Source organism: Polaribacter sp. Hel_I_88 (assembly GCF_000687935.1).
Classification (GTDB): Bacteria; Bacteroidota; Bacteroidia; order Flavobacteriales; family Flavobacteriaceae; genus Polaribacter.
Genome location: NZ_JHZZ01000001.1, coordinates 1490005 through 1512227, shown reverse-complemented (window position 1 = coordinate 1512227; position 22223 = coordinate 1490005). Strand labels below are relative to the sequence as shown.

Genomic DNA, 22223 nt, shown 5'->3' with positions numbered 1-22223 from the left:
CCAAAGGGAAGGAGCTAGCTTGTTTGTGAAAATTTTGACGCAAACTGTGACTGCTTACTGAAAACTGCCTACTGCCTACTGAACCTAAAGATTATACCCAATACTAAACATTACAATTCTTGGTAAAATAAAAGTTTTACGATCTGAAATTAAAAAATCTGAAAAACTATTGCTTTGTTTAAATTGTGCATCGAATAAATTTTGAGCGGTAATTTTATAACTCCAAGCAGAATTTTCGCCTTTGTAAGATAAAGTTGCATTGGCAATTTCATAAGTGTTTTTTTGACCCAATGTTTTATTTTGATACTTGCTTTGTCTATAATCAAAATTGAAGATAAAACCTTCTAAAAAATCATAATCAATTGTTATAAAAGGTTCTGTGGTTACAAATTTTGAGGTGTTTGTACTTGCTGTAAAATTGCCAACAGTATTTTTTAATCCAATTTCTATCGTTGGAAAATTATCAAACAAGGTTTCTATACCCAACTCATAATCGTAATTATTGTTGGTGTTAGTTTGGACGTTATTGTTTAACTCTTGAATGTATTTGGAGTTGTTAAAACCAACATCAACCTTATATTTTAAATTATTAATGCTTTTTTGAATGTTGATGTTTCCTCGCCAATCTTCAGATGGATTATCAAACATTTTTACCGTTAAAAATTGATTGATGTCATTAAAATCAACCGTATTTCTAATACCTCTTATTTGTTTATTATAGTTTAAACTAGCGAACATCATTAAACCTCTGTACAAACTAAATCTGCTATAATAAATTCTTGCATTGTGAAATAAATTGTTTTCAATGGCTTCATTTCCTCTAAAAACCGAATTGTAAGATTGTAAATAAAAACGATTGGCGAATTTACTGGCATCAGAAAAAGTGGTTTTTAAATTGTAATTAATCTGAATTTTTTTTGATTTATTAAACTCAATTTTTGCTAAAAAATCTGGTAAAACAACCCATTTATTTTTATTTAAATCGGTTTGATTTTGCAAAGACCAACTATAATTATGGGCTTCAAAACCTTGTTTTACAGTAAAAATACCTGCTCTAAATTTATAATGAACGCCTAAAAATAAATCATTTAGCCTAAAATTTAAATCGTTTCCAAAACCACCTGTTGCAAAATTATTGATTGTACCATCGTCTAAAATTTGACTGTCATCCGTAAAAAAATCTTCGCTTAAAAACTTATTTCCTAAGGTTGTATAAATGTGATTGCTGTTGTTTATTTCCCAAAAATGTTTAAAAACAGCATCTATATTTTGCTCTTGGGTATTTTTAAGTTGATTAATTCGTAATAAGGTTTGGTTGTTATCAGCAGGAATTAAACCTTGTAAAATTGGGTCTTGCGTTTCCCAAAAAGCGGTTTTATTACTTTTATCAAACACATAATTAAAAACAGAAGAAAACGTATGTTTATCATTCTGCCTTTTATGCCATTCTATATTTTGGTTGATATAAGTTGCTGTTAAATCTCTATCAGTATTTATGGTATTTGTATTGCCATTTACCAAAGAAATTAAGCTGTTATTGTTGGCATTATTAGTTCTTTTTACTTGACTTCTTGCATACCATTTTTCTTTAGCATTTGGGTTGAGTTCAATATTTAAATTTCCGATTCCTAATAAGTTATCTGTATTTGTTGCATTGGTTCTTTCTTCTGAAAACGTAGTGTATTCATTAAAGTTCTCTATAAAACTACTTGTTTCAGAATTTGAGAAAATAGCATACCCAGAAACATCTAATTTTTCTGTGGCTACTTTTGTAATATTTAACGCACCAAATTTTTGTTGACTTGTTAAGACATCATTACTTTCCAAAAATTGAGAAAAATCGCCACCTCTAAAATTAAAATTCCCGCTAAAAATGGCATTAACACCACCAGAAAAACTCATATAATCTCTAAACGTAAATGTTTTCTCGCCAATATTATTAATGTTCCCTATAAAATTTACATTGGTTTTAGGTGAATAATAAAACAAGTTGGCACTGGTTTTATAAAAATCATCATTGCCTTTACCAGCTTCTACATCACCAAAAACAAAGCGTTTTTTATCTTCTTTTAGTTGGATGTTCATTGCCATTTCATCTGAATCTGACAAACCTTTTAAAAAGGCAACTTCGTTATAATTATCAATCACTTCTACATTACCAACTGCATCTGCAGGAATATTTTCTACAGCTAGTTTAGAATTACCACCAAAAAACTTTTTGCCATCTACCAACATTTTGGTTACTTTTTTGCCCTGTACAGTAACTGTTCCATTTTTATCTACCTCAACTCCAGGTAATTTTTTAAGCACATTTTTTAGTTTGCGTTCAGAGCCATCTATAAATGTTCTGGTTTTATAAATGGTGGTATCTCCTCTTACAGTTACTGGCATTTCAATCACAACTTCGTCTAATTGTTCTGAAGATTGTTGTAACCTAAAATCTTTTTTAGTGTCTTTTAAAGCGACAAATTTATAGTCTATGGCTTTATAACCCAAATAAGAAATGCTAATGGTAATGGAATCTCCTTCTGTTAAAATTAACTTATAATAGCCTTCGTTATCTGAAATGGCAAATTGCAAATTTTTAGAAACGTCTTTGGGTTTAGCAATTACATTTGCATAAGGCAAAGGGTTTTGTAAGCTATCTTTTACAAAACCTGTTAAGGTTACTTTTTGAGAGAAACAAAAGTTTGAAATAAAAAATATTAAAATAATTAAAAGATTATTTTTCAAATGTAAAATTGTGATTTTTAATTGTAATAATTTATTAAGGAAAGTAAATCTTATTTATTTAATTCTTCTATAATTAGCGATTTAGAAGTTTTTTTCTAAAATCTTTGTCTGTATTTTTTTAGCAAAATATCATTATACTCTTTTTCTGACAAAATCTTTCCTTTTGTTGGCTTTTTTATATCAAATTCAATTTTTGTATTTAAGTTGATTTTTTGTATTTCATAAATTAAATTATCTTCTTCTAATAACATTGTTAGACCTGGCAAACCATGATAATTTTTAATGCCAAAATTTATTGATATTAAAGGATTATACCAAGCAATAATTTTCTTCCTTACATTTTTGCCTATTCTATTTGTAATATTTATATAAGAAATAGCTTTATAACATTGATAGTTTCCAATTTTTCTACTTTCTTGTGTTAATGTCCAACTAAATTTAGGATTACTTCTTATAATTAAATCCTCACCGAGAACATTTTTTTTATTTAGAGCTATTTTTATTGATGAATCATAATAAAACAAGCCTTTACCTACAAAAATTGAAACTATATCTAATTTTTCATTTGAAACGGAAGACAGCTTTTTATCTTCATAAAAAATACTTTTGTTCTCTTTTATATCTAAAATGTAATCTTTCCCTTTTGATTTATTGACGATTCTATTGTATCTTTTTTGTTTTTCAGTAAGGGATGATGAGTCAGTTTGTATTTTTTTTAAAGTTATTTTGTATAGAAATCTATAACTAACATTTTTTTGGCTAAATAATGCTACTGTCAAAAACAGTAGCATTATAGTTGATATAATTTTTTTCATAATATTATACAAATATTAAATACCTAAAATATCTGCACCACTATCACATTGTTCAAAAAAGAAATTAAATAATTGAGACCAAGTATCTATATCCCAACTATATGCTCCTCCAGGACTCATACTTTCTAATACATTTGTAACTACATAGGCATCTGTTAAACAACTAAAATCATCAATAATTTCAATATTTTTTACTTTACTTGTTAAAACTTCGACCTCCGTTGAATTCGCATTCATAAAACATGTTCCTGTTGCTAGTAGAAATACTAGACTTAAAATTACTTTTTTCATATTATAAAATTTAAGAACCTATTAATAGGTTTATTCACTAATTATTATTTGAGTTTTTAGTTGAGTACACCAAATTAAAATTCTCTAAAAAATTGGTAGAAAAAAGTTTAACAATAATCGTCCTCATTCTCAATATAAATTCTATTTATATTTAATATTGATTTTCCGATCGTTTTTTAAATTATCTCCTATATTATAAATTGATTTTTTTGCAAAAATTAAAACAATAAGGAGTTTGTTTTTCATAAATATATGCTTATTGTTTTTTTAAGTTTTTCAAAAACTAATTTTCCTTTTTTAATTGATACAACTTGTTGAGAATATTTATTAACATTAATTTCTATTAAAAACTGAATTTTGCGATACTATTTTTTTAAATTCTTCTTCAGTTATTGCTGAATCATAATTTTGTGTTTTTATTTTAACTCCTTCTTTAATATTTAAACTTAATTTATTCAATGAATAATGAAGTGTTTTCGTTTGTAGCTCTAAAATTAAACCAGGTAATCCATTAAATTTATTAGGACCAAAATTTAATGGTATCTCATATGTGTACCAAGCTATAACTAAATCGTTTTTAATATCTATTATAGCTTTATAACATAAATATTTTCCAATTTTTTTTGTTTCTTGAATCAAATTCCAATTTTGCTTTTCAATAGAAATAATATATTCTTTATCTCCATAATTAGTTTTTTTGATTTGTTTTTGAGTAAAAACATTTGAATAAAACACATCTCCATCATCTGCAAATGCTTGAGTGATGTTAAAATCTTTATTTGAATCAACTTTCATTTTGCTATCAATTTGGTAAACAGACTCATTTTGATTAAACAAAAGTGTAGCTGATATAGCTTTCGCCTCTTTAATTAGTCTCATTGCAATTTTAGCCTGATTTTTCTTTAATTCAATTTTTGGTTTATTAAAATTAATTATATAATTTATTTTTCCATTAGTTTGAGAAAAAGTTAATTTTACAATAAATAGAATTAAAAAAGTATGTATGTTTTTCATTTTTTTTATTTTGTTGAATCATACTCATTAGTGTACCTAATGAGTATGATTGAATTAATTTTTAAGGTCCTTCGTTACCTTTCATACATTCTTCATAAATATGCTGAAAAATTTTTATATACGCTCTTTCGTTAGCCCCTCGAATATCTTGATTAAAAGCATTGGCAATTTCAGTAACTTGATCTACAGCATATCCAACACAAGGTGGTCTAACCATTTCATTTTCTATAATATTCTCATTGCCAATAGAAACTGTTGACGTAGAACTCATAAGAAACAAAGAAGTTACAAACACTAAACTTAATATTAGTTTTTTCATTTTATAAAATTTAAAACCTATTTAAAGGTTAATTTACTAATTGTTTTTTGAGTTTTTAGTTGAGTAAACCAAATTAAAATTCTCTAAAAAATTGGTAGAAAAAGCATTACTTTTGCAAAACTTCCTCTGTTTGTTATTGTTTATTTACATAAGCATTTGTTTTAGGTGATACATTTATTTGCAAGATTTTTATATTCCTTATTACCTCAAACAGAGGTTTTTATTTTAGAGAAACTTTTTAACAATTTCTATTTTTCAAATTTGGGAAAGATTATTGACTAAAAAAAGGAAATAGCTTTCCATTTACGGCTCGTCCTTTAGGGGGAGAAAAACACAAAAATATCCCCCTAAAGGATGAAGCGTAAATGGAACATTCTATTTTGAAAATATTTGCTATTTTTGATTTTATGAAAAAGAAAGATTACTTCTCTTACTTTGTAAAAGAGGAATACCAAACTATTTTAGATAAGCTAGTTTTTATTAGACAAGAAAAAGGATATACACAATACCAAGTGGGTGAAAAGCTTGGTTTAAGTGACAATGCCTATTCAAAATTAGAAAACGGACACATAAAGTTAGATGTGCAGCGTTTACTATTTATTTTACAAATTTTTGACGTAAATCTTAGCGATTTTTTTAAGGATTTTAAGGAAATATAGAAACTATTATAAATAACAAAACCCAAAACTAAAATTAGTTTTGGGTTTTGTTATTTATAATTTATGAATGTAATCTTTTAGAATTCAATCTAAAATAAAATTTGTTTTTTTATAGATAGATTGCTTCGTAAAAACTCGCAATGACTTTTAAATAATTACACAGAAGCTTTCATTAACTCTCTGTTCATTCTTGCAATATTTTCTAAAGAAATACCTTTTGGGCATTCCACTTCACAAGCACCAGTGTTTGTACAGTTTCCAAAACCTTCTAAATCCATTTGTGCAACCATGTTTTTAACTCTGTCTGCAGCTTCTACTTGTCCTTGAGGTAATAAAGCATATTGAGATACTTTTGCACCCACAAATAACATTGCAGAGCTGTTTTTACAGGTTGCTACACAAGCACCACAACCAATGCAGGTTGCAGCATCCATTGCTGTATCTGCAGCTTCTTTTTTAATTGGTATTGAGTTTGCATCTTGTGTATTACCAGATGTATTTACAGAAATATAACCTCCTGCATGTTGTATTCTATCAAATGCAGATCTGTCTACTACTAAATCTTTTATTACTGGAAAAGCAGCAGCTCTCCATGGTTCTATAGTAATCGTATCTCCATCTTTAAACATTCTCATATGTAATTGACAGGTTGTTACACCTCTATCTGGCCCATGAGCTTCTCCATTAATATACATAGAACACATTCCGCAAATACCTTCTCTACAATCATGGTCAAAAGCAACAGGCTCTTCACCTTTATTTATAATCTGCTCATTCAAAACATCCATCATTTCTAAAAAAGACATATGATCTGAAATTTCAGAAATTTTATAATCGACCATCTTCCCTTTGGTTGATGCGTCTTTTTGTCTCCAAATTCTTAACGTTAAATTCATTGTTTTTGTGTTATTATGTTATTAGTTATTTGGTTATTATGATAAAACCAAACAACACTAACTTTTTATTTTAATTTCTGACTTTTTAAATACTTAATGTATCCGTTTAAAATCAAAAGTGTTTTGTTGTGTAATTTTTTTAATTCTTCTAATATTTCGTTAGAGATATAATTTTCATCAAAAGCTATAATTCCGTGATCTAAAGTTTCAAATAAAGAGCCTCTAGCTATTCTACAAAATTGAATGTTTTCTTGAAAATGAAATCTTCCATATCCTTCAGCTATATTATTTCCTTCTGAACGAGAACATCTTTTAATTTGATCTGTTAAAGCATATCTTTCATCTTTTGGAAATTTTGGTACTATTGATTTGGATACAAACAATCTTAATTCTCTAGCTGCTTGCCAACAAGTCAACTCTTCAAAAGATTTAAAACCACCCATCAAACAACATTTTTCCTAAATAACTTTAATAACACATTAACTAATAACCAATTACTTATATGAACGTTCTTTAACTTCTATATTTTCATAAACCAACTCTTCTTTATGCAAAACTGCATCTTTTGGTTCACCCTTATATTCCCAAGCAGAAACAAACTGAAATTCTTTTAAACGTTTTGCTTCTCCATCTGCTGTTTGGTGTTCCTCTCTAAAATGCCCACCTGCAGATTCTTCTCTTACTAAAGCATCTTTTGCAAACAACTCTCCTAATTCTAGGAAATCTGCAACTCTACCAGCTTTTGCTAATTGCTCATTATATTCATGATCATCTCCAGGAACATTTACGTTTTTCCAGAAATCTGTTCTTAAATCAGATATTTCTTGAATCGCTTCTTTTAAACCTTCTGCGTTTCTAGACATTCCACATTTATCCCACATTATTTTTCCTAACTTTTTGTGGTAATAATCTACAGAATGTGTTCCTTTATTGTTGATAAAGAATTTAATTCTATCTGCAACTTCTTTTTCAGCAGCATCAAACTCTGGTGTATCTGTTGGTATTTTTCCAGTTCTAATATCATCTGCTAAATAATCTCCAATAGTATATGGCAATACAAAGTAACCATCTGCTAAACCTTGCATTAAGGCAGATGCACCTAATCTGTTTGCTCCATGATCAGAGAAGTTAGCTTCTCCAATTGCATAACAACCAGGTATTGTAGTCATCAAGTTATAATCAACCCAAACACCACCCATTGTGTAATGTACAGCTGGGTAGATCATCATTGGTGTTTCATAAGGATTCTCGTCTACAATTTTCTCATACATTTGAAATAGGTTTCCATATTTTGCTTTCACAATTTCTTGCCCTAATTCCTTAATTTTTGCATCTGTAGGATTTACAATTCCTTGAATTTTAGCTTGCTCAGTTCCATATCTTACAAAAGAGGCAGCAAAATCTAAATAGACTGCTTCTCCAGTTGCATTAACTCCATAACCAGCATCACAACGTTCTTTTGCTGCTCTTGATGCAACATCTCTTGGTACTAAATTCCCAAAAGCTGGGTAACGTCTTTCTAAATAGTAATCTCTTTCGTCTTCAGTTAATTCAGTAGGTTTTTTCTTCCCTTCACGAATTAATTTTACATCTTCTAAGTTTTTAGGAACCCAAATTCTACCATCGTTTCTTAAAGATTCAGACATCAATGTTAATTTCGATTGATAATCTCCAGAACGTGGAATACATGTTGGGTGAATTTGTGTATAACAAGGATTTGCAAAAAATGCTCCTTTTTTATGCACTTTCCAACCTGCTGTTACGTTAGAACCCATTGCATTGGTTGATAAGAAATATACGTTTCCATAACCCCCAGAAGCAATTACAACTGCGTGTGCAGAATGTCTTTCAATTTCTCCTGTAACTAAGTTACGTGCAATAATTCCTCTTGCTTTTCCATCAACAATAACAACATCTAACATTTCATGACGATTGAACATTTCAATCTTTCCACGAGCAATTTGTCTGTTCATTGCAGAATATGCTCCTAATAAAAGTTGCTGACCAGTTTGTCCTTTCGCATAAAAAGTTCTAGAAACTAAAACTCCACCAAAAGAACGATTGTCTAACAAACCACCATAATCACGAGCAAAAGGAACTCCTTGTGCTACACATTGATCAATAATGTTTGCAGAAACCTCTGCTAATCTATATACGTTTGCTTCTCGAGATCTATAATCTCCACCTTTTACAGTATCGTAAAATAATCTGTAGGTAGAATCTCCATCTCCTTGATAGTTTTTTGCTGCATTAATTCCTCCTTGTGCTGCAATTGAGTGCGCTCTTCTTGGGGAATCTTGGTATGCAAATGCTTTTACATTGTAGCCCAATTCTGCTAAAGTTGCAGAAGCAGAACCACCTGCTAAACCTGTACCCACAACAATAACATCTATATGACGTTTGTTTGCAGGGTTTACAAGGTTGATATGATTTTTATATTCAGTCCATTTATCTTTAATTGGACCTTTTGGTACTTTTGAATCTAAAGCCATAATTTTATAAGATTAATGGTTAAAATAATGATATAAAGCAATAAAAATAAAACCTGCTGGAATTATAATTGAATATGCTTTACCAATTGTTTGTAATGTTTTTTGACGAACAGTAGAAAGTCCTGTAGATTGGAATGCTGATGCAAAACCATGTGCTAAATGCAACCCTAAAAACACGAATGCTAATACATAGGCACCAACTCTTAAAGGATTTACAAATTTATGGACTAATTCTTCATGATAACGAAAACCTTCTACACCTTCCATAGTTCCAGACCAATCTCCTTGTATGAATTTTGTATTAATTTCTGGAAACCAAAAATCGATAAAATGTAAAACGATAAAAGCCAAAATTGTAAGTCCAGACCAAATCATGTTTCTGCTAACCCAACTAGAGTTTGCATTTCCATTATTTTTAGCATACGATACATTTCTTGCTTTATTATTTCTTAATTCTAAAATAAAGCCCATCACAAAGTGAAATACAACTGCAAAAATTAATACAGGTTGTAATGCAAACTGAACCACAGGATTTGTCCCCATAAAATGAGAAACTTCATTAAAGAGTTCTGGGCTAAAAACCGATAAAATGTTTATTGATAAATGCTGTAACAGGAAGAACATCAAAAAAAATGCTGAAAGTGCCATCGCCACTTTTCTTCCAATTGAAGATTTGAAAAATCCGCTCATTGTTTAAATTATTATAATTTTAAGCACAAAAATACGGCTAAACAATTCCGAAAACAAAGAAATTACATCGTTTTCGCATGTATTTAGAATAGTTTTAAATAATTTGATTAAACGTTTAACAATATGTTAAGAAAGTGTTTTAATTTCTGTTAATTTGAAGGAATTAAACATTTATTATTTTCCCATTTTCCTTTTAAAGATTCTGGTGTAATAATCTCTCCTTCACACGTTACATAATCGCCTTTATTATTTTTTTTGATGATTTTCATTTCACCTTCTTTAATAGCATTTATCACTTTATAAATTAAGCTTTGTTGAGATATTTCACTTCTTTTTACTGTCAGTTTTAACCCTTCTTCATTGTTGAATAAATCCATTATCGATGAAATTTCATCTGGCACAACCCCATCTTCTAACTGATTTTTTTTAAAAGTTTGATAATTTTCTCTTTCATGTGCTTTGCCCAAAGATTGTGCCGCAGATTTGCCAATTTCTTGTCGCAAACGTGCCATCCAATAAGCGTGTCTAAAAGCATCTACTTGACCTCCAGAACCATCACCATCTAATACATTTGTTTTTGCAATAGAATCGGAAACCCTATTTGCTTCTTGAGATATTCTATATGATTTTTTTGCTTTAAAGGGATGAAATAATACCCAGATTTTTTTAGGACCAGAAAGATCAAAAAAACCTTTTGGGCTTGATTGTGCATTCGTTATCATCGAAATCATAAAAAATAATAGTATAATTTTTTTTCTCATTCGTTATTTTTTAACCCAAAAAAACTTTTAAAAATTTTTTGAGTTTATATACCTACCTTTTAATGATATTTTTTAAAAAAACTAGTGCTCGTTTAAAACGAGCACTAGCAATATATTTTAATTTTTATTTTATCTCAAATGCTGATTTTGCTTCACCAATTTTTACAACATATTTTCCTTTTGGTAAATAATAAACATCATTTGCAGCAGCCTTTAATTTAGCTTCCTTGTTTGCTTTTTCGTAGTTTTTTAACCCTTTTTTAGAGAAAGAAACATCAAAATTGAATTCATTGTATCCTTTATCAGCATTTACAGATATCTCATTTACCAAAGTTTCTCCTTGGTAAATTTCTACATCTACTTTTTTATCAGCATTTACATAAAAAGGAATGGTAATTTCTGGTTCATATGCGTCTCTCCACTGACTCCAAGAACGCCCCCAATTTCTGTTTTGTCTAATATCTGAAACTTCAAAAACGTGACTCTTTTTTGCTAAAACTTTATCGGTCATTTTTTGTAATGATGAAACATCAGCTTTATACAAACTACGTCCATGAGTTCCAACAATTAAATGTTTTGCTGTTGGCTGAATAACCAAATCATGTACTGCAACATTTGGTAAGTTTTTATTGAAAATACTCCAAGAACTGCCTGTATCAAAAGAAACATATAAACCATTGTCTGTACCCACATATAAAATATTTTCGTTTTCAGGATCTTCTTTAATTACATTTACTGGTGATGCTGGAATTGCCTCTCCAATATTTTCCCAAGTTTCTCCATAATTATCAGACTTATAAACATAGGTTGTAAAATCGTCAAATCTGTACCCATTTAAAGTTGCATAAACGCGTACTTTTTTGTGTGCTGATGCAATTACCCTAGAAACCCATAAATCTTGTGGTAAATTATCTGAAATACGCGTCCAACTTCCTCCTCCGTTTTTGGTTACGTTGATGTAGCCATCATCTGAACCCACATAAATTAATCCAAATTGAAACGGACTTTCTGAAATTGAAGTCAACGTTCCATAAGCAACATTTCCTTTTTTCCCTCCAGTTGTTAAATCGCCTGAAATCGTTTCCCAATCATCACCTTGGTTTAAAGATCTGTGTAATTTATTACCTCCTAAATATAAAATATCTTGGTTATGTTTTGATAAATGAATAGGAGTTTGCCAGTTAAATCTGTAAGGATTTTCGCCTAAAGTATGTTTTGGCTGAATGTATTTTCTGCTTCCACTTTCTCTATCAATTCTGTAATAATTACCAAATTGAAAACCTGTATATACAATATTTTGATTTCTTTCATCTACTTGCACTTGCATTCCATCTCCACCCATAATTGATTCATAAGGGTTTTGACCACTTTGCAACCAACTTTTATCCATTCTTGCATTATTATTGGCAACCCAAACTCCATTATCTTGCAAACCTCCATAAACTTTGTAGTTTTTTTGAGTATCTGCATACACCGAATAAAACTGCCCAACTGCAGGATCATTTAATTTTGTCCAGTTTGCGCCATCATCATAAGAAAGATTTAAACCACCATCATTTCCGTTTAAAATATGGCCAGAATTTTTAGGATTTACCCACAAAGCTTGATGATCTGAATGCACATTTTCTGCACTAATTGAGGTGAATGTTTTTCCACCGTCTTTCGATTTTATAATCGGAACTCCTAAAACGTAAATTCCATTTTCATCTTGTAAATCGACTCTAATTTCACCAAAATAATATCCATAAGAGCTATAAACACCTTCTAAATAATTATCGTGTGTTTTTTTCCAAGACTTTCCTCCATTAGTTGTTTTAAAAACCTCTGCCCCAATTACTTCTGTATCAAACAACATAGCATTTGCATCTTCTAAATAACTTGCTAAATCCATTGGTTTTACAGAACCAACACGCACCATTTGCTTTACATTTGGAGCTCTATATTTTTCTTGAAATCCGTTATTTTTTAAATACGTATTTAATCTACCATCATCTAATTTTAAAAAATCAGTAGCAGACATGGTTTTAAAATCATCTTTTGTTAATTCGTCTGAAACTTTTTTATCAGCATCTTTTGGTTTTCTAAATTGGCTGTCATGCAAAGCATAAACCGTATTTTCGTTAAAAACGGCTAAACCAATTCTACCAACTCCATCTCCTGTTGGGAAACCACTTTTGTCTGAAATTTTTGCCCAAGAAGTTCCTGCATCTGTACTTTTATAAATCGCAGAATTTTTTCCATCACCATCAAAATCCCAAGCTTTACGCTCTCTTTCCCAAGAAGCAGCGTACATTACATTAAAGTTTTCTGGTGCAAAATCAACATCAATAATTCCTGTATTTTCATCAATATAAAGAGATTTTATCCATGTTTTTCCTCCATCAACAGTTTTAAAAATTCCTCTTTCTTCATTTGATGAATATAAATGACCAATAACAGCCACAATAACTTCGTTCGGGTTGTTTGGGTTGATGAGTATTCTGCTGATGTGATGCGAATCTGTTAAACCAACATTTTGCCATGATTTACCTTTATCCGTAGATTTTAGCATTCCAATTCCTGCATAGCTTGAGCGTGAAGAATTTTTTTCTCCTGTGCCAACCCAAATAGTTTCAGAATTCCAATCTACAGCAATATCTCCAATATTTTGAGTAGGAGAATTGTCTAAAACAGGCGTAAAAGTTGTACCATTATTATTCGTATACCATAAACCACCAGAAGCATAACCTACATAAAATTCAGTTGGATTTTCAGGGTTTACAGCAACATCTGCAACTCGACCACTCATTACTGTGGGCCCAATATTCGTAAAGTTAATATTCTTTACAAGTGAGTTTTTTGTTAAATTTTCTTTTTCAACTAATGCCTGCTCAACAACAGAAGAACTTGTTGGTTTTGATTGGCTTAAAATAATTGAGCTAAAAAAAATGAAGAAATAAAAGGTAAATTTTTTCATAAAATATAAAGTTTTGGTCGTTTTTTAAGCCACTAAAATATTAGTTTTTAAATATATACTTTAGTTTTTATTGTTAATTTTTACTAAATTTGATGTAACTAATCAATTAAATTATATCAAATGGGAATTTTGTACACACTTATTATTGGAGCAATCTGTGGTTATATTGCAGATGTTTTAATGAGAGATAATGGTTTTGGCCTAATAGTTAATATTATTATCGGTATTGCTGGTAGCTTTGTTGGAAAATGGCTTTATGGCGAATTAGGTTTAAACATCAATGTAAACCCTTATTGGCTAAAAGATATTATAATTGGTGCAACTGGTGCTATTGTAATTCTGTTTTTAGTAGGGGTTTTAAGAGGAACTCGCAGCAGAAGAAGGTAACTTTTAGCTTTATAAAATTAAAAAAGGTGCTAAAAAGCATCTTTTTTTATGCCTAAAAACTACGCAAATAAAATATTAATGGAATATTATAGACGACAAGCAACAAATGAACGTACATTTGTAGCCTATTTAGAAACACTAACTTTTGTTGTTTCTTTAAAATATAATTATGTCGTTCAAATCATTAGGATTATCTGATGCTTTAGTAAAAGCAGTTACAGAAAAAGGATACACAACTCCTTCTCCAATTCAACAAAAAGCAATTCCACATATTTTAGAAGGTAAAGATATTTTAGCTTCTGCACAAACAGGAACAGGAAAAACAGCAGGTTTTACTTTGCCAGTTTTACACTATTTAACAGCTACAAAACACCCAAAATACAGACCTTTACGTGTCTTAGTATTAACACCAACAAGAGAGTTAGCAGCTCAAGTGCATGACAATGTTAGAGAGTATAGCAAATATGTAGACATTAGATCTACAGTAGTTTTTGGTGGTGTAAAAGCAGCATCGCAAATAAAAACATTAAGACAAGGTGTAGATATTTTAGTAGCAACTCCTGGTAGATTGTTAGATTTACATGATCAAAAAGCGGTTTCTTTTAAACGTGTTGATGTGTTAATTTTAGATGAAGCTGACAGAATGTTAGATATGGGTTTTGCAAGAGACTTAAATAAAATTATAAGTTTTATGCCTGCAAAACGTCAAAACTTGATGTTTTCTGCAACTTTTTCTGATGATATTAAAAAGTTAGCAAGTGGTATTTTAAATAATCCTGTGGAAGTAGAAACTGCTCCACAAAACGCAACTGCGCAAAAAGTATCTCACAAGGTTTATAATGTTGATAAAAAACAAAAAACACCTTTAATCATCAAGTTGATAAAAGAGAATAATTGGGAGCAAGTTTTAGTGTTTACAAGAACAAAACATGGTGCCAATAAATTGACTGAAAAGTTGGTAAAATCTGGGATATCTGCTGCTGCAATTCACGGAAATAAAAGTCAAGGTGCAAGAACAAAAGCCTTGAAAAATTTTAAAGATAATGCTATCAAAATTTTGGTAGCAACAGATATTGCTGCTCGTGGTTTAGATATTCCTTTATTGCCTCACGTAATTAATTTTGAGTTACCAAACGTTCCTGAAGATTATGTGCATAGAATTGGTAGAACAGGAAGAGCTGGTGCAGAAGGAGAAGCAATCTCTTTTGTTTGTAGCGAAGAAACAGAATACCAAAAAGAAATCGAAAAAATCTTAAACGAAAAATTAAAAACGTCTGTTTTAGAAGGTTTTGAGCCAACAGATACTGCACCACCAAAAAGAGCAGCAACCCAAAGTAAAGGATCTTTTGGGAAAAAGAAAAAAGGTGGGAATTCTGGCTCACCAAACACTAATAAGCCAAAAAGAAAACCTCATTTTAAAGGGAACAAATCTGCAGGTTCAACTTCTGGAAGAGGAAGAACTGGCGCTCCTAAAAAGAAAAGATATTAGATTTCTTTTTATCTATCAGTAAAGAAATTTAGCAAATTAAAATTATTTTTTAAAAACTACATGATTCTCTGTTTTAAACAAAGATTCATGTAGTTTTTACATATTACTGAGCAACTTCACCTAAAGAAAAAACTGATTTCCCATTAGCGCTCATTAAAAGTTGAGCATCGAAATTTGGCATTAAAACTGTGTTTAGTTCATTTAAATTCCAAGTATTTGGATTTTTAAACCATTCTGCAATATTTGCTTTTATGGTAATTTCTGAATCATTTATAAAACTCAAAGTACCCAAATCAACTTCGAAAGAAGTGTCTTGAAAAATTAAATTATTTGGATCTGACCTATCTACAGCTCTAATTGCATGATAATTAAAATTGGCATCAGCATTGTTGGTATCTTTATATTTACCATCAAATTGCATGTAATGATAACCTCCACCCAGCATTCCTGGAACATTAAAAGAAGCCGAATTTAAATCTTGATAAACACCATCCATGTTATCTTCATCTGCAAAACCAAACGTAAATTTTAATTGATAACTGCCAGGAAATATTTGTTCAGGTAAAGTTAAACTGAGTCCTTTTTCTTCTCCTATATCAATTAAATTATAATCACTAAAAGTAAAAATTTCATTCCCATTGATAAGTCTAATGTTAGAAATTACATAGCGTAAACGTGTAATGCTAACAGATTCGCCATTTTTAGTGCTGAATTTAAAGTTGTTAAAATCTGATGCACTGATATTAGTTCCATCCCAATTATGCGTAAATTTTAAGGAAACACTTTTTGATGGATTTACACAACAATCTGTTTCATCTTTACAAGTCGAAAATGCAATTGTTATCAAAAAAAACATGATTATTTTTTTCATTTTCTATTTTATTTTGATGATTAAACCATCAGAAAAACCTTTGTTTTCAGGTATTTGATTGTCTGAGCTACTACTTTCGCCAACAGCTATTATTTGTTGACTATTTAATTCTATGGCATCAAATAAAAACTCGTTTTGTGAGCCACCAACAAATTTTTGCCAAACTTTATTTCCTGAATTATCTACTTTTAAAATCCAAGCATCATTTTGACCTTGGTTTGTAAAATCTAAATTTGAACTTCGTGAATTTCCTGCAATAATAAATCCATTATCTTGAGTTTTAGATATGGATCTTGCTACATCAAAATTACTTCCTCCATATGTTTTTTCCCAAATTAAATTCCCATCACCAGAAATTTTTAAAATCCATAAATCGGCACCTCCATTGTTTATACTTACATCTTTATCTTGACTTCTTGTATCGCCAACAATCACAAAATTACCATCGTTTGTAGTTGTAATCCCTCTTGGTTCATCAATTTCTGAACCTCCAAAACTTTTTTCCCAGATTAAATTTCCATCACTAGAAATCTTTAAAACCCAAAAATCGTAGGTACCTTTATTATTTGTAATATTAAAATCGTCACTATCAGAAGAAGCTGCAATTATATAATTATTATCTGTAGTTTCAACAGCACCAAAAGGTGTGTCTGTAAAAGAACCTCCAAAATATTTACTCCATTCTAACTCTCCAGAATTAGTTAGTTTAATTGCCCAAACATCTCCACCAGCATGTTTTTGAGCACTTTTAGAATTTCCTTGTCCATTAGAAGCTGAAACATCTAAAACACCCGTGATTAAATAGCCAGAATCCGAAGTTTGTATAAAGGTAGTACCAGAATCTGAACCTGAATACCCAAATGTTTGTTGCCAAGAAATAGTACCATTTGCAGTGATTTTTAAGAACCAAAAATCTTGATTTCCTTTGTTTGCTGAAACATCTCCATCTGAACTTTTGCTAAAACCTAAAAGTGCAAAACCACCATCTTGAGTTGCAACAATATCATAACCTCTATCATCATCTGAACCTCCAAAATTTTTGCTCCAAAGTAAATTATCATCAGCAGAAAATTTTAGCAACCAAAAATCAAAACTTTCGTTTGTTTTATTAGATATGTCAAAATCGTTGCTTTGTGTATAGCCTAAAACTGCATAACCTCCGTCAGCAGTTTTTACAACCGACTGAAAAACATCATTTTTAGAACCACCAAAAGTTGTAACAAATTCGGTTTCTCTTAAATTTGTTGTAGGGTTTTCTGATTCTTCATCTTTTGAACAATGAATACATAAAAAGAGTATTGCTAAAAAGCTTATTTTTTTTATCAATTTCAATAATTATTATTCAGATTTTTTGACTAAAAACAACCCTCTTTCTATATCACTTACTACAATAACATTGCTTGTAAAATATGGATATACATTCCAAGCTCCTTGAAAAGAAGTGTTATTATTTTCTGGATGTGTGTCAAAAAATGCAATTTCATTTAAGTTTTTGTTGCTAACATCAGTAATATCAATCATTCTTACACCAGCAGTATAATTTGCTTGGTAATAGGTGTTCTCTTTTACATAACCATTATGATCTATCGCTTCAGTTGGCCCAAAATATTCGCTTGATAAAACAGGATTGTCTAAATCTAATAAATCGAAAATTAAGATTCTAGTTTTATCAACCTTCCCTTCAACTTCATCTAATTCATCGCCAACAATAAAATAACGCTGATCTTCTGTAAACCAACCTTGATGTGTGTAGGCTTCATTTGCATAGGTTATTTTAGAAATTTCAACAGGATTATTTTTATCGGTTACATCTACAATAACAACTTCATTGGTTCCAAATCTTTCTCCATTGCTAGATACCATAATTTCTTTTGATGCATAATCTGCATCTGGCCCATTATAATTTACAACTTGAGCATCATGTGAATAACCACCTTCACTAAAACTGCCTTCTATAACAGGATTTATTGGGTTTTGAATGTTGATAAAAAGTGGCCCTCCACTTGCTTGTGAAGTTCCTACAGCATACGCATATCCTGAAGCTTCATTAATTACAATGTTATGTGCATTTCCAAAATCTGTTAAAGTAGTTTCTGCTGTAAAAATTTCTGGTGGATTTGCTACATTTCTTAAACGTGTTAAATCGAAAACTTGCATGCCATGATTTGCAGCTTCACTAACCACAAAAGCGTGATTATTATAAACTTTAACATCTCTCCAATCGCTATTTACGGTTGCTGTTGGTAAAAAACCAAGAACAATTGGTACTGTTGGGTTGCTAATATCTACAAAAGAAACCCCAGAATTTAACCCCATTAAAACATATTCTTTAGTTGTTGTTGCATCTGTCCATCCCCAAGAATCATTTCCTCCTAAATTTGATGAAACTGTTGCTGTAGGATCTAAATCTTCTAAACTTATTTGTGCCAATAAATCGTAATCATTACAAGGATATATTCCAGCCATGCCATTTTCACATTTTACTATTAAACTCTCAGGAACTACTGGATCTACCAATGTTGGAGTTTCAATTGTTTCTTTTGAGCAGCTAAGTGCTACCAACATCAATAAAAAGAAGACTTTTTTAAACATATTTTTAATTTTGAGAGATATTTTTTTTTTATAGAAAGTATTGCAATTAAAAATTAAACACAATTACTAATCCAAAAATAAGATTTATAATTTGATTTTTAAGCAAATGATATTTAAAGTAATTGAGTCTATTTTTAGAATGTACTTATCTTTGCAAAATGTTAGAAGATAAAAATACGCAAAAAACGTCATTAGCTGAATTAGGAGAATTTGGCTTGATCAATCATATTACAAAATATTTTAAAGTAGCAAACTCATCAACCATAAAAGCAGTTGGAGATGATGCTGCAGTTTTAGACGCCTCAGAAAAGCAAACTTTAGTTACTACAGATTTGTTGATTGAAGGTGTCCATTTTGATTTAAGTTACATGCCTTTAAAACATTTAGGTTATAAAGCTGTGATGGTTAATTTGAGTGATGTGTATGCAATGAATGGTGTTGCAGAACAAATTACAGTATCAATTGCAGTTTCTAATCGTTTTCCTTTAGAAGCAATTGAAGAATTATATGCAGGAATTCAACTAGCTTGTGAAACCTATACTATTGATTTAGTTGGTGGAGATACAACCTCATCTACCAAAGGAATTTTAATTTCTGTAACTGCTATTGGTAAGGTTGATAAAGGTGAAGCTGTGTATAGAAACACTGCAAAAGAAACCGATTTAATTGTGATTTCTGGTGATTTAGGTGCAGCTTATTTAGGTTTGCAAGTATTAGAAAGAGAAAAGCAAGTTTTTAAAGTTGACCCAAATAATCAGCCAGATTTAGATAGTTATACCTATTTAATTGAGCGTCAATTAAAACCTGAAGCTCGTAAAGATGTTGCTGGTTTGCTTAAAGAGTTAGAAGTTAAACCAACTTCTATGATTGATGTTTCTGATGGATTATCTTCTGAACTCTTTCATATTTGTACACAAAGCAAAGTTGGTTGTAAAATTTATGAGGAGAAATTACCTTTAGATCCTCAAGTAATTTCCACGTGTGAGGAATTTGAATTAGATTCAACCATGGTTGCTTTAAGTGGTGGTGAAGATTACGAATTGTTATTTACAGTGCCAATTGCCGATTTTGATAAGATAAAAGGAAATCCACATTTCTCTATTATTGGACATATTACTGCAGAAAATCAAGGGCTACAATTGGTTACAAGAGCAAACCAAGAAATTGAATTGAAAGCACAAGGTTGGAATTCTTTACAGAAAGATTAATTTTTTCGTAATTTATTAGTATCATTTTTAATGAAATCATTACGTTTAATTCTTTCTAACCTAATTTATTTTGCGCCTGCTTGGGTGTTTTCGTCTATCAATATTTTAATTGGTACATGGATTCTTTACATTCCATTTATCAAACTTAAATTTGCTTTAAATGATGCAGAGGTTGGTTTTGCGTTGTTTTTTACAGCTTTAGGTTTGTTGATTGCAATACCTTTTATACCAAGAATTAATAACAAAATAGGTTTAGGGAAATCAACCAAAATTGGCATTATTGCTTTAGCTGTAGTTTATAATTTACCGCTGTTAGCACCAAGTTATATATTGCTTTGTGGCTCTTTATTTACAATTGGCGTATTTTCTGCATTCACAGATGTTTCTTTAAATGCATTAACAGCAACTATCGAAAAAAGAGAACAACAGAATTTTATGTCTGCTGCACATGGCTTTTTTAGTTTGGGTGGTTTTGTGGGTGCTTCTGTAGGAACTTTTTATATGAGTCAGTATTCAAATCCTCAAATCCATATTTTAGCGATTTCCACTTTTGTAATTGTTTCAAATTTATTTCTGGCTAAAAACTATGTTACTATTTTGGTTGATGAGAAAAAAGAGGATAAAACAAAAGGCTCTTTTTTCAAAAATATAAAACCTCTTTTAGCATTATCTATAATTGCATTTATTATTCTATTTAATGAAGGTGCAGTAGAACACTGGAGTAATTTATATCTTTTTGATGTTGTAAAAGTTACCAATGGAAAAGCAGGTTTAGGGTTTGTAATATTTTCTTTAACCATGACTCTTGGTCGTTTTTTAGGCGATGGATTTAGCAAACAATTAGGTTCTAGAAAAACGATTTTATTTGCCAGTTTAGTTGCAGTTTTTGCGTATGCATCAATTATAACAACAAACTATTATGCCAGTCTTTTTGGTTTTGGGTTGTTAGGTTTTGGGCTTTCTGTAATTATTCCTGAAATTTACAGATTGGCTGGTAAAAATGAAAAACTAGAGACTTCTTTTGCTATCTCAATTGTGTCTGGAATTGGTTTTGTTGGCTTTTTAGTAGGTCCAGTAATTTTAGGAGCCATCTCTAATTTTAGCAATTTGGTAATGAGTTATGTTTTTTTAGCAGTTTTAACGAGTATTGCTTTTGGTTTGGCGCTGTTTGGATTGAGAAAGAACAATTAATGCATTGCCAATTTTATAATAATAATGAAATTTAACAGCCTTTTAAAAACACTTTTAAAACCTTAATTAATTCTTCTTTATTTTCGATGTGACTCATATGTCCACCAGATAAAATAATAAGTTGAGAATTTGTTTTTTTAGCCTCTATTTTAGCAGTTTCTGCATCTAAAACAGGATCTTTTTCACCAACAATAATTAATTTTTGAAAATTATTTTCTGATAAAATATGATTTCTATTTGGGCGAATTCGCATACCTTCGTTTGCAGCAATATATCCTTGAATTGGTGTTTGTAAAGCTTCTTGCAAAGCCAACTTAATTTCATCTTTAAAAGTAGTTCTACTCTCTACACTAAATAAGTTTGAAAAAGACATTTTCACTAAATTTTCAAAATTATTTTGAGCCATTTTATTTGCACGAATTCTTCTAATTTTCACCTCTTCAGAATCTGCATTAGAAGTTGAATTTAACAAACACAAACCCTTTATTTTAAGTGGATTATTTTTGGCAAGAGCCATAGAAATATAACCTCCTAAGGAATGGCCAACCAAAATATACTTTCTTATTTTTAAATGTTGTAAAACAGCTTCAATAGTTTCTGCAAAAAGCTCCATAGAATGTACATAACCCAAACAATCACTTTTTCCATGTCCTAAAATATCAACCGTAATAATTCTATTATTTGCAACAAGTGCAGGAATTATATTTTTCCACATAGTAGAATTTTCTAAAAATCCGTGAATGAACACAACTGCTCTACCTTTTCCTTCATCAGAAAAAGAAATGTTTGCATTTTTAAAAAGTATTGATTTTATCACTCCCTTTTTTAATTATTATATCCTTTAGAATTTGTATCCCTC

Annotated in this window: 20 protein-coding genes; 5 read left to right on the top strand and 15 right to left on the bottom strand. The window is 30.2% G+C overall.

All coding sequences use genetic code 11. The annotated features are described in order from the left end of the window. Window positions 1-84: 84 nt before the first annotated feature. The 5 genes from P161_RS0106785 to P161_RS0106760 form a co-directional block, all read right to left on the bottom strand. Window positions 85-2733 carry a carboxypeptidase-like regulatory domain-containing protein gene (locus P161_RS0106785; RefSeq protein WP_026776272.1) on the bottom strand — a complete coding sequence of 883 codons (2649 nt, stop codon included), beginning with the start codon at window positions 2731-2733 and terminating at the stop codon, window positions 85-87. A 95-nt stretch (window positions 2734-2828) separates the two neighbouring features. Further along, a complete protein-coding gene (locus P161_RS19045; protein ID WP_081816994.1) occupies window positions 2829-3548 on the bottom strand; it encodes a GLPGLI family protein in 720 nt (239 codons plus the stop codon). A 15-nt stretch (window positions 3549-3563) separates the two neighbouring features. Further along, a complete protein-coding gene (locus P161_RS18180; RefSeq protein WP_036841303.1) occupies window positions 3564-3839 on the bottom strand; it encodes a hypothetical protein in 276 nt (91 codons plus the stop codon). Between the two features lie 333 nt (window positions 3840-4172). Further along, the gene (locus tag P161_RS19040) at window positions 4173-4853 is read right to left on the bottom strand and encodes a GLPGLI family protein (protein ID WP_051605690.1); all 681 of its coding nucleotides are present in this window, start codon (window positions 4851-4853) and stop codon (window positions 4173-4175) included. A 61-nt stretch (window positions 4854-4914) separates the two neighbouring features. Next, entirely contained in the window at window positions 4915-5172 is a 258-nt protein-coding gene (locus tag P161_RS0106760; protein ID WP_155810431.1) for a hypothetical protein, read from the bottom strand. A gap of 365 nt (window positions 5173-5537) precedes the next feature. On the opposite strand from P161_RS0106760, the gene P161_RS18170 reads away from it, so the two are divergent. Further along, on the top strand, window positions 5538-5831 hold the full coding sequence (locus tag P161_RS18170; RefSeq protein WP_081816993.1) for a helix-turn-helix domain-containing protein: 294 nt from the start codon (window positions 5538-5540) through the stop codon (window positions 5829-5831). Between the two features lie 155 nt (window positions 5832-5986). Here P161_RS18170 and P161_RS0106750 read toward each other — a convergent pair whose 3' ends face one another. The 6 genes from P161_RS0106750 to P161_RS0106725 form a co-directional block, all read right to left on the bottom strand. Then, on the bottom strand, window positions 5987-6727 hold the full coding sequence (locus P161_RS0106750; protein ID WP_026776270.1) for a succinate dehydrogenase/fumarate reductase iron-sulfur subunit: 741 nt from the start codon (window positions 6725-6727) through the stop codon (window positions 5987-5989). A 65-nt stretch (window positions 6728-6792) separates the two neighbouring features. After that, entirely contained in the window at window positions 6793-7170 is a 378-nt protein-coding gene (locus P161_RS0106745; protein ID WP_026776269.1) for a four helix bundle protein, read from the bottom strand. 51 nt (window positions 7171-7221) lie between these two features. Then, window positions 7222-9219: a fumarate reductase/succinate dehydrogenase flavoprotein subunit gene (locus tag P161_RS0106740; protein ID WP_026776268.1), complete on the bottom strand. Its 1998-nt coding sequence runs from the start codon at window positions 9217-9219 to the stop codon at window positions 7222-7224. Between the two features lie 12 nt (window positions 9220-9231). Further along, the gene (locus tag P161_RS0106735; protein ID WP_026776267.1) at window positions 9232-9909 is read right to left on the bottom strand and encodes a succinate dehydrogenase cytochrome b subunit; all 678 of its coding nucleotides are present in this window, start codon (window positions 9907-9909) and stop codon (window positions 9232-9234) included. A 149-nt stretch (window positions 9910-10058) separates the two neighbouring features. Further along, complete coding sequence (locus tag P161_RS0106730) at window positions 10059-10670, bottom strand: hypothetical protein (protein ID WP_026776266.1); 612 nt, start codon at window positions 10668-10670, stop codon at window positions 10059-10061. Window positions 10671-10794: 124 nt separating this feature from the next. Beyond that, complete coding sequence (locus tag P161_RS0106725; RefSeq protein ID WP_026776265.1) at window positions 10795-13626, bottom strand: glycosyl hydrolase; 2832 nt, start codon at window positions 13624-13626, stop codon at window positions 10795-10797. Window positions 13627-13746: 120 nt separating this feature from the next. On the opposite strand from P161_RS0106725, the gene P161_RS0106720 reads away from it, so the two are divergent. Beyond that, on the top strand, window positions 13747-14013 hold the full coding sequence (locus P161_RS0106720) for a GlsB/YeaQ/YmgE family stress response membrane protein (RefSeq protein WP_026776264.1): 267 nt from the start codon (window positions 13747-13749) through the stop codon (window positions 14011-14013). Between the two features lie 169 nt (window positions 14014-14182). Then, on the top strand, window positions 14183-15502 hold the full coding sequence (locus tag P161_RS0106715; protein ID WP_026776263.1) for a DEAD/DEAH box helicase: 1320 nt from the start codon (window positions 14183-14185) through the stop codon (window positions 15500-15502). A 103-nt stretch (window positions 15503-15605) separates the two neighbouring features. On the opposite strand, the gene P161_RS0106710 is transcribed toward P161_RS0106715, so the two are convergent. The 3 genes from P161_RS0106710 to P161_RS0106700 are packed head-to-tail and all read right to left on the bottom strand — an operon-like array spanning window position 15606 to window position 18965. Further along, complete coding sequence (locus P161_RS0106710) at window positions 15606-16373, bottom strand: MbnP family protein (RefSeq protein ID WP_026776262.1); 768 nt, start codon at window positions 16371-16373, stop codon at window positions 15606-15608. A 3-nt stretch (window positions 16374-16376) separates the two neighbouring features. Beyond that, the gene (locus tag P161_RS0106705; protein WP_026776261.1) at window positions 16377-17699 is read right to left on the bottom strand and encodes a hypothetical protein; all 1323 of its coding nucleotides are present in this window, start codon (window positions 17697-17699) and stop codon (window positions 16377-16379) included. Between the two features lie 12 nt (window positions 17700-17711). Next, entirely contained in the window at window positions 17712-18965 is a 1254-nt protein-coding gene (locus P161_RS0106700; protein ID WP_026776260.1) for a choice-of-anchor B family protein, read from the bottom strand. Window positions 18966-19123: 158 nt separating this feature from the next. Here P161_RS0106700 and thiL point away from each other — a divergent pair, with 158 nt between their 5' ends. Together thiL and P161_RS0106690 are read left to right on the top strand one after the other, a co-directional pair. Further along, window positions 19124-20173 carry a thiamine-phosphate kinase gene (gene thiL / locus P161_RS0106695; protein WP_026776259.1) on the top strand — a complete coding sequence of 350 codons (1050 nt, stop codon included), beginning with the start codon at window positions 19124-19126 and terminating at the stop codon, window positions 20171-20173. 30 nt (window positions 20174-20203) lie between these two features. Beyond that, window positions 20204-21364: an MFS transporter gene (locus P161_RS0106690; RefSeq protein WP_026776258.1), complete on the top strand. Its 1161-nt coding sequence runs from the start codon at window positions 20204-20206 to the stop codon at window positions 21362-21364. 31 nt (window positions 21365-21395) lie between these two features. Here P161_RS0106690 and P161_RS0106685 read toward each other — a convergent pair whose 3' ends face one another. Then, window positions 21396-22181, bottom strand: a complete 786-nt coding sequence (locus P161_RS0106685; RefSeq protein ID WP_026776257.1) for an alpha/beta fold hydrolase — start codon at window positions 22179-22181, stop codon at window positions 21396-21398. Between the last annotated feature and the right edge of the window lie 42 nt (window positions 22182-22223).

Bases quoted from the DNA above. Each gene is read 5' to 3' on its own strand.
- P161_RS19045 (WP_081816994.1), bottom strand. From the start codon at position 3,548: ATGAAAAAAATTATATCAACTATAATGCTACTGTTTTTGACAGTAGCA.
- P161_RS18180 (WP_036841303.1), bottom strand. From the start codon at position 3,839: ATGAAAAAAGTAATTTTAAGTCTAGTATTTCTACTAGCAACAGGAACA.
- P161_RS19040 (WP_051605690.1), bottom strand. From the start codon at position 4,853: ATGAAAAACATACATACTTTTTTAATTCTATTTATTGTAAAATTAACT.
- P161_RS0106760 (WP_155810431.1), bottom strand. From the start codon at position 5,172: ATGAAAAAACTAATATTAAGTTTAGTGTTTGTAACTTCTTTGTTTCTT.
- P161_RS18170 (WP_081816993.1), top strand. From the start codon at position 5,538: ATGGAACATTCTATTTTGAAAATATTTGCTATTTTTGATTTTATGAAA.
- P161_RS0106750 (WP_026776270.1), bottom strand. From the start codon at position 6,727: ATGAATTTAACGTTAAGAATTTGGAGACAAAAAGACGCATCAACCAAA.
- P161_RS0106745 (WP_026776269.1), bottom strand. From the start codon at position 7,170: ATGGGTGGTTTTAAATCTTTTGAAGAGTTGACTTGTTGGCAAGCAGCT.
- P161_RS0106740 (WP_026776268.1), bottom strand. From the start codon at position 9,219: ATGGCTTTAGATTCAAAAGTACCAAAAGGTCCAATTAAAGATAAATGG.
- P161_RS0106735 (WP_026776267.1), bottom strand. From the start codon at position 9,909: ATGAGCGGATTTTTCAAATCTTCAATTGGAAGAAAAGTGGCGATGGCA.
- P161_RS0106730 (WP_026776266.1), bottom strand. From the start codon at position 10,670: ATGAGAAAAAAAATTATACTATTATTTTTTATGATTTCGATGATAACG.
- P161_RS0106725 (WP_026776265.1), bottom strand. From the start codon at position 13,626: ATGAAAAAATTTACCTTTTATTTCTTCATTTTTTTTAGCTCAATTATT.
- P161_RS0106720 (WP_026776264.1), top strand. From the start codon at position 13,747: ATGGGAATTTTGTACACACTTATTATTGGAGCAATCTGTGGTTATATT.
- P161_RS0106715 (WP_026776263.1), top strand. From the start codon at position 14,183: ATGTCGTTCAAATCATTAGGATTATCTGATGCTTTAGTAAAAGCAGTT.
- P161_RS0106710 (WP_026776262.1), bottom strand. From the start codon at position 16,373: ATGAAAAAAATAATCATGTTTTTTTTGATAACAATTGCATTTTCGACT.
- P161_RS0106700 (WP_026776260.1), bottom strand. From the start codon at position 18,965: ATGTTTAAAAAAGTCTTCTTTTTATTGATGTTGGTAGCACTTAGCTGC.
- thiL (WP_026776259.1), top strand. From the start codon at position 19,124: ATGTTAGAAGATAAAAATACGCAAAAAACGTCATTAGCTGAATTAGGA.
- P161_RS0106690 (WP_026776258.1), top strand. From the start codon at position 20,204: ATGAAATCATTACGTTTAATTCTTTCTAACCTAATTTATTTTGCGCCT.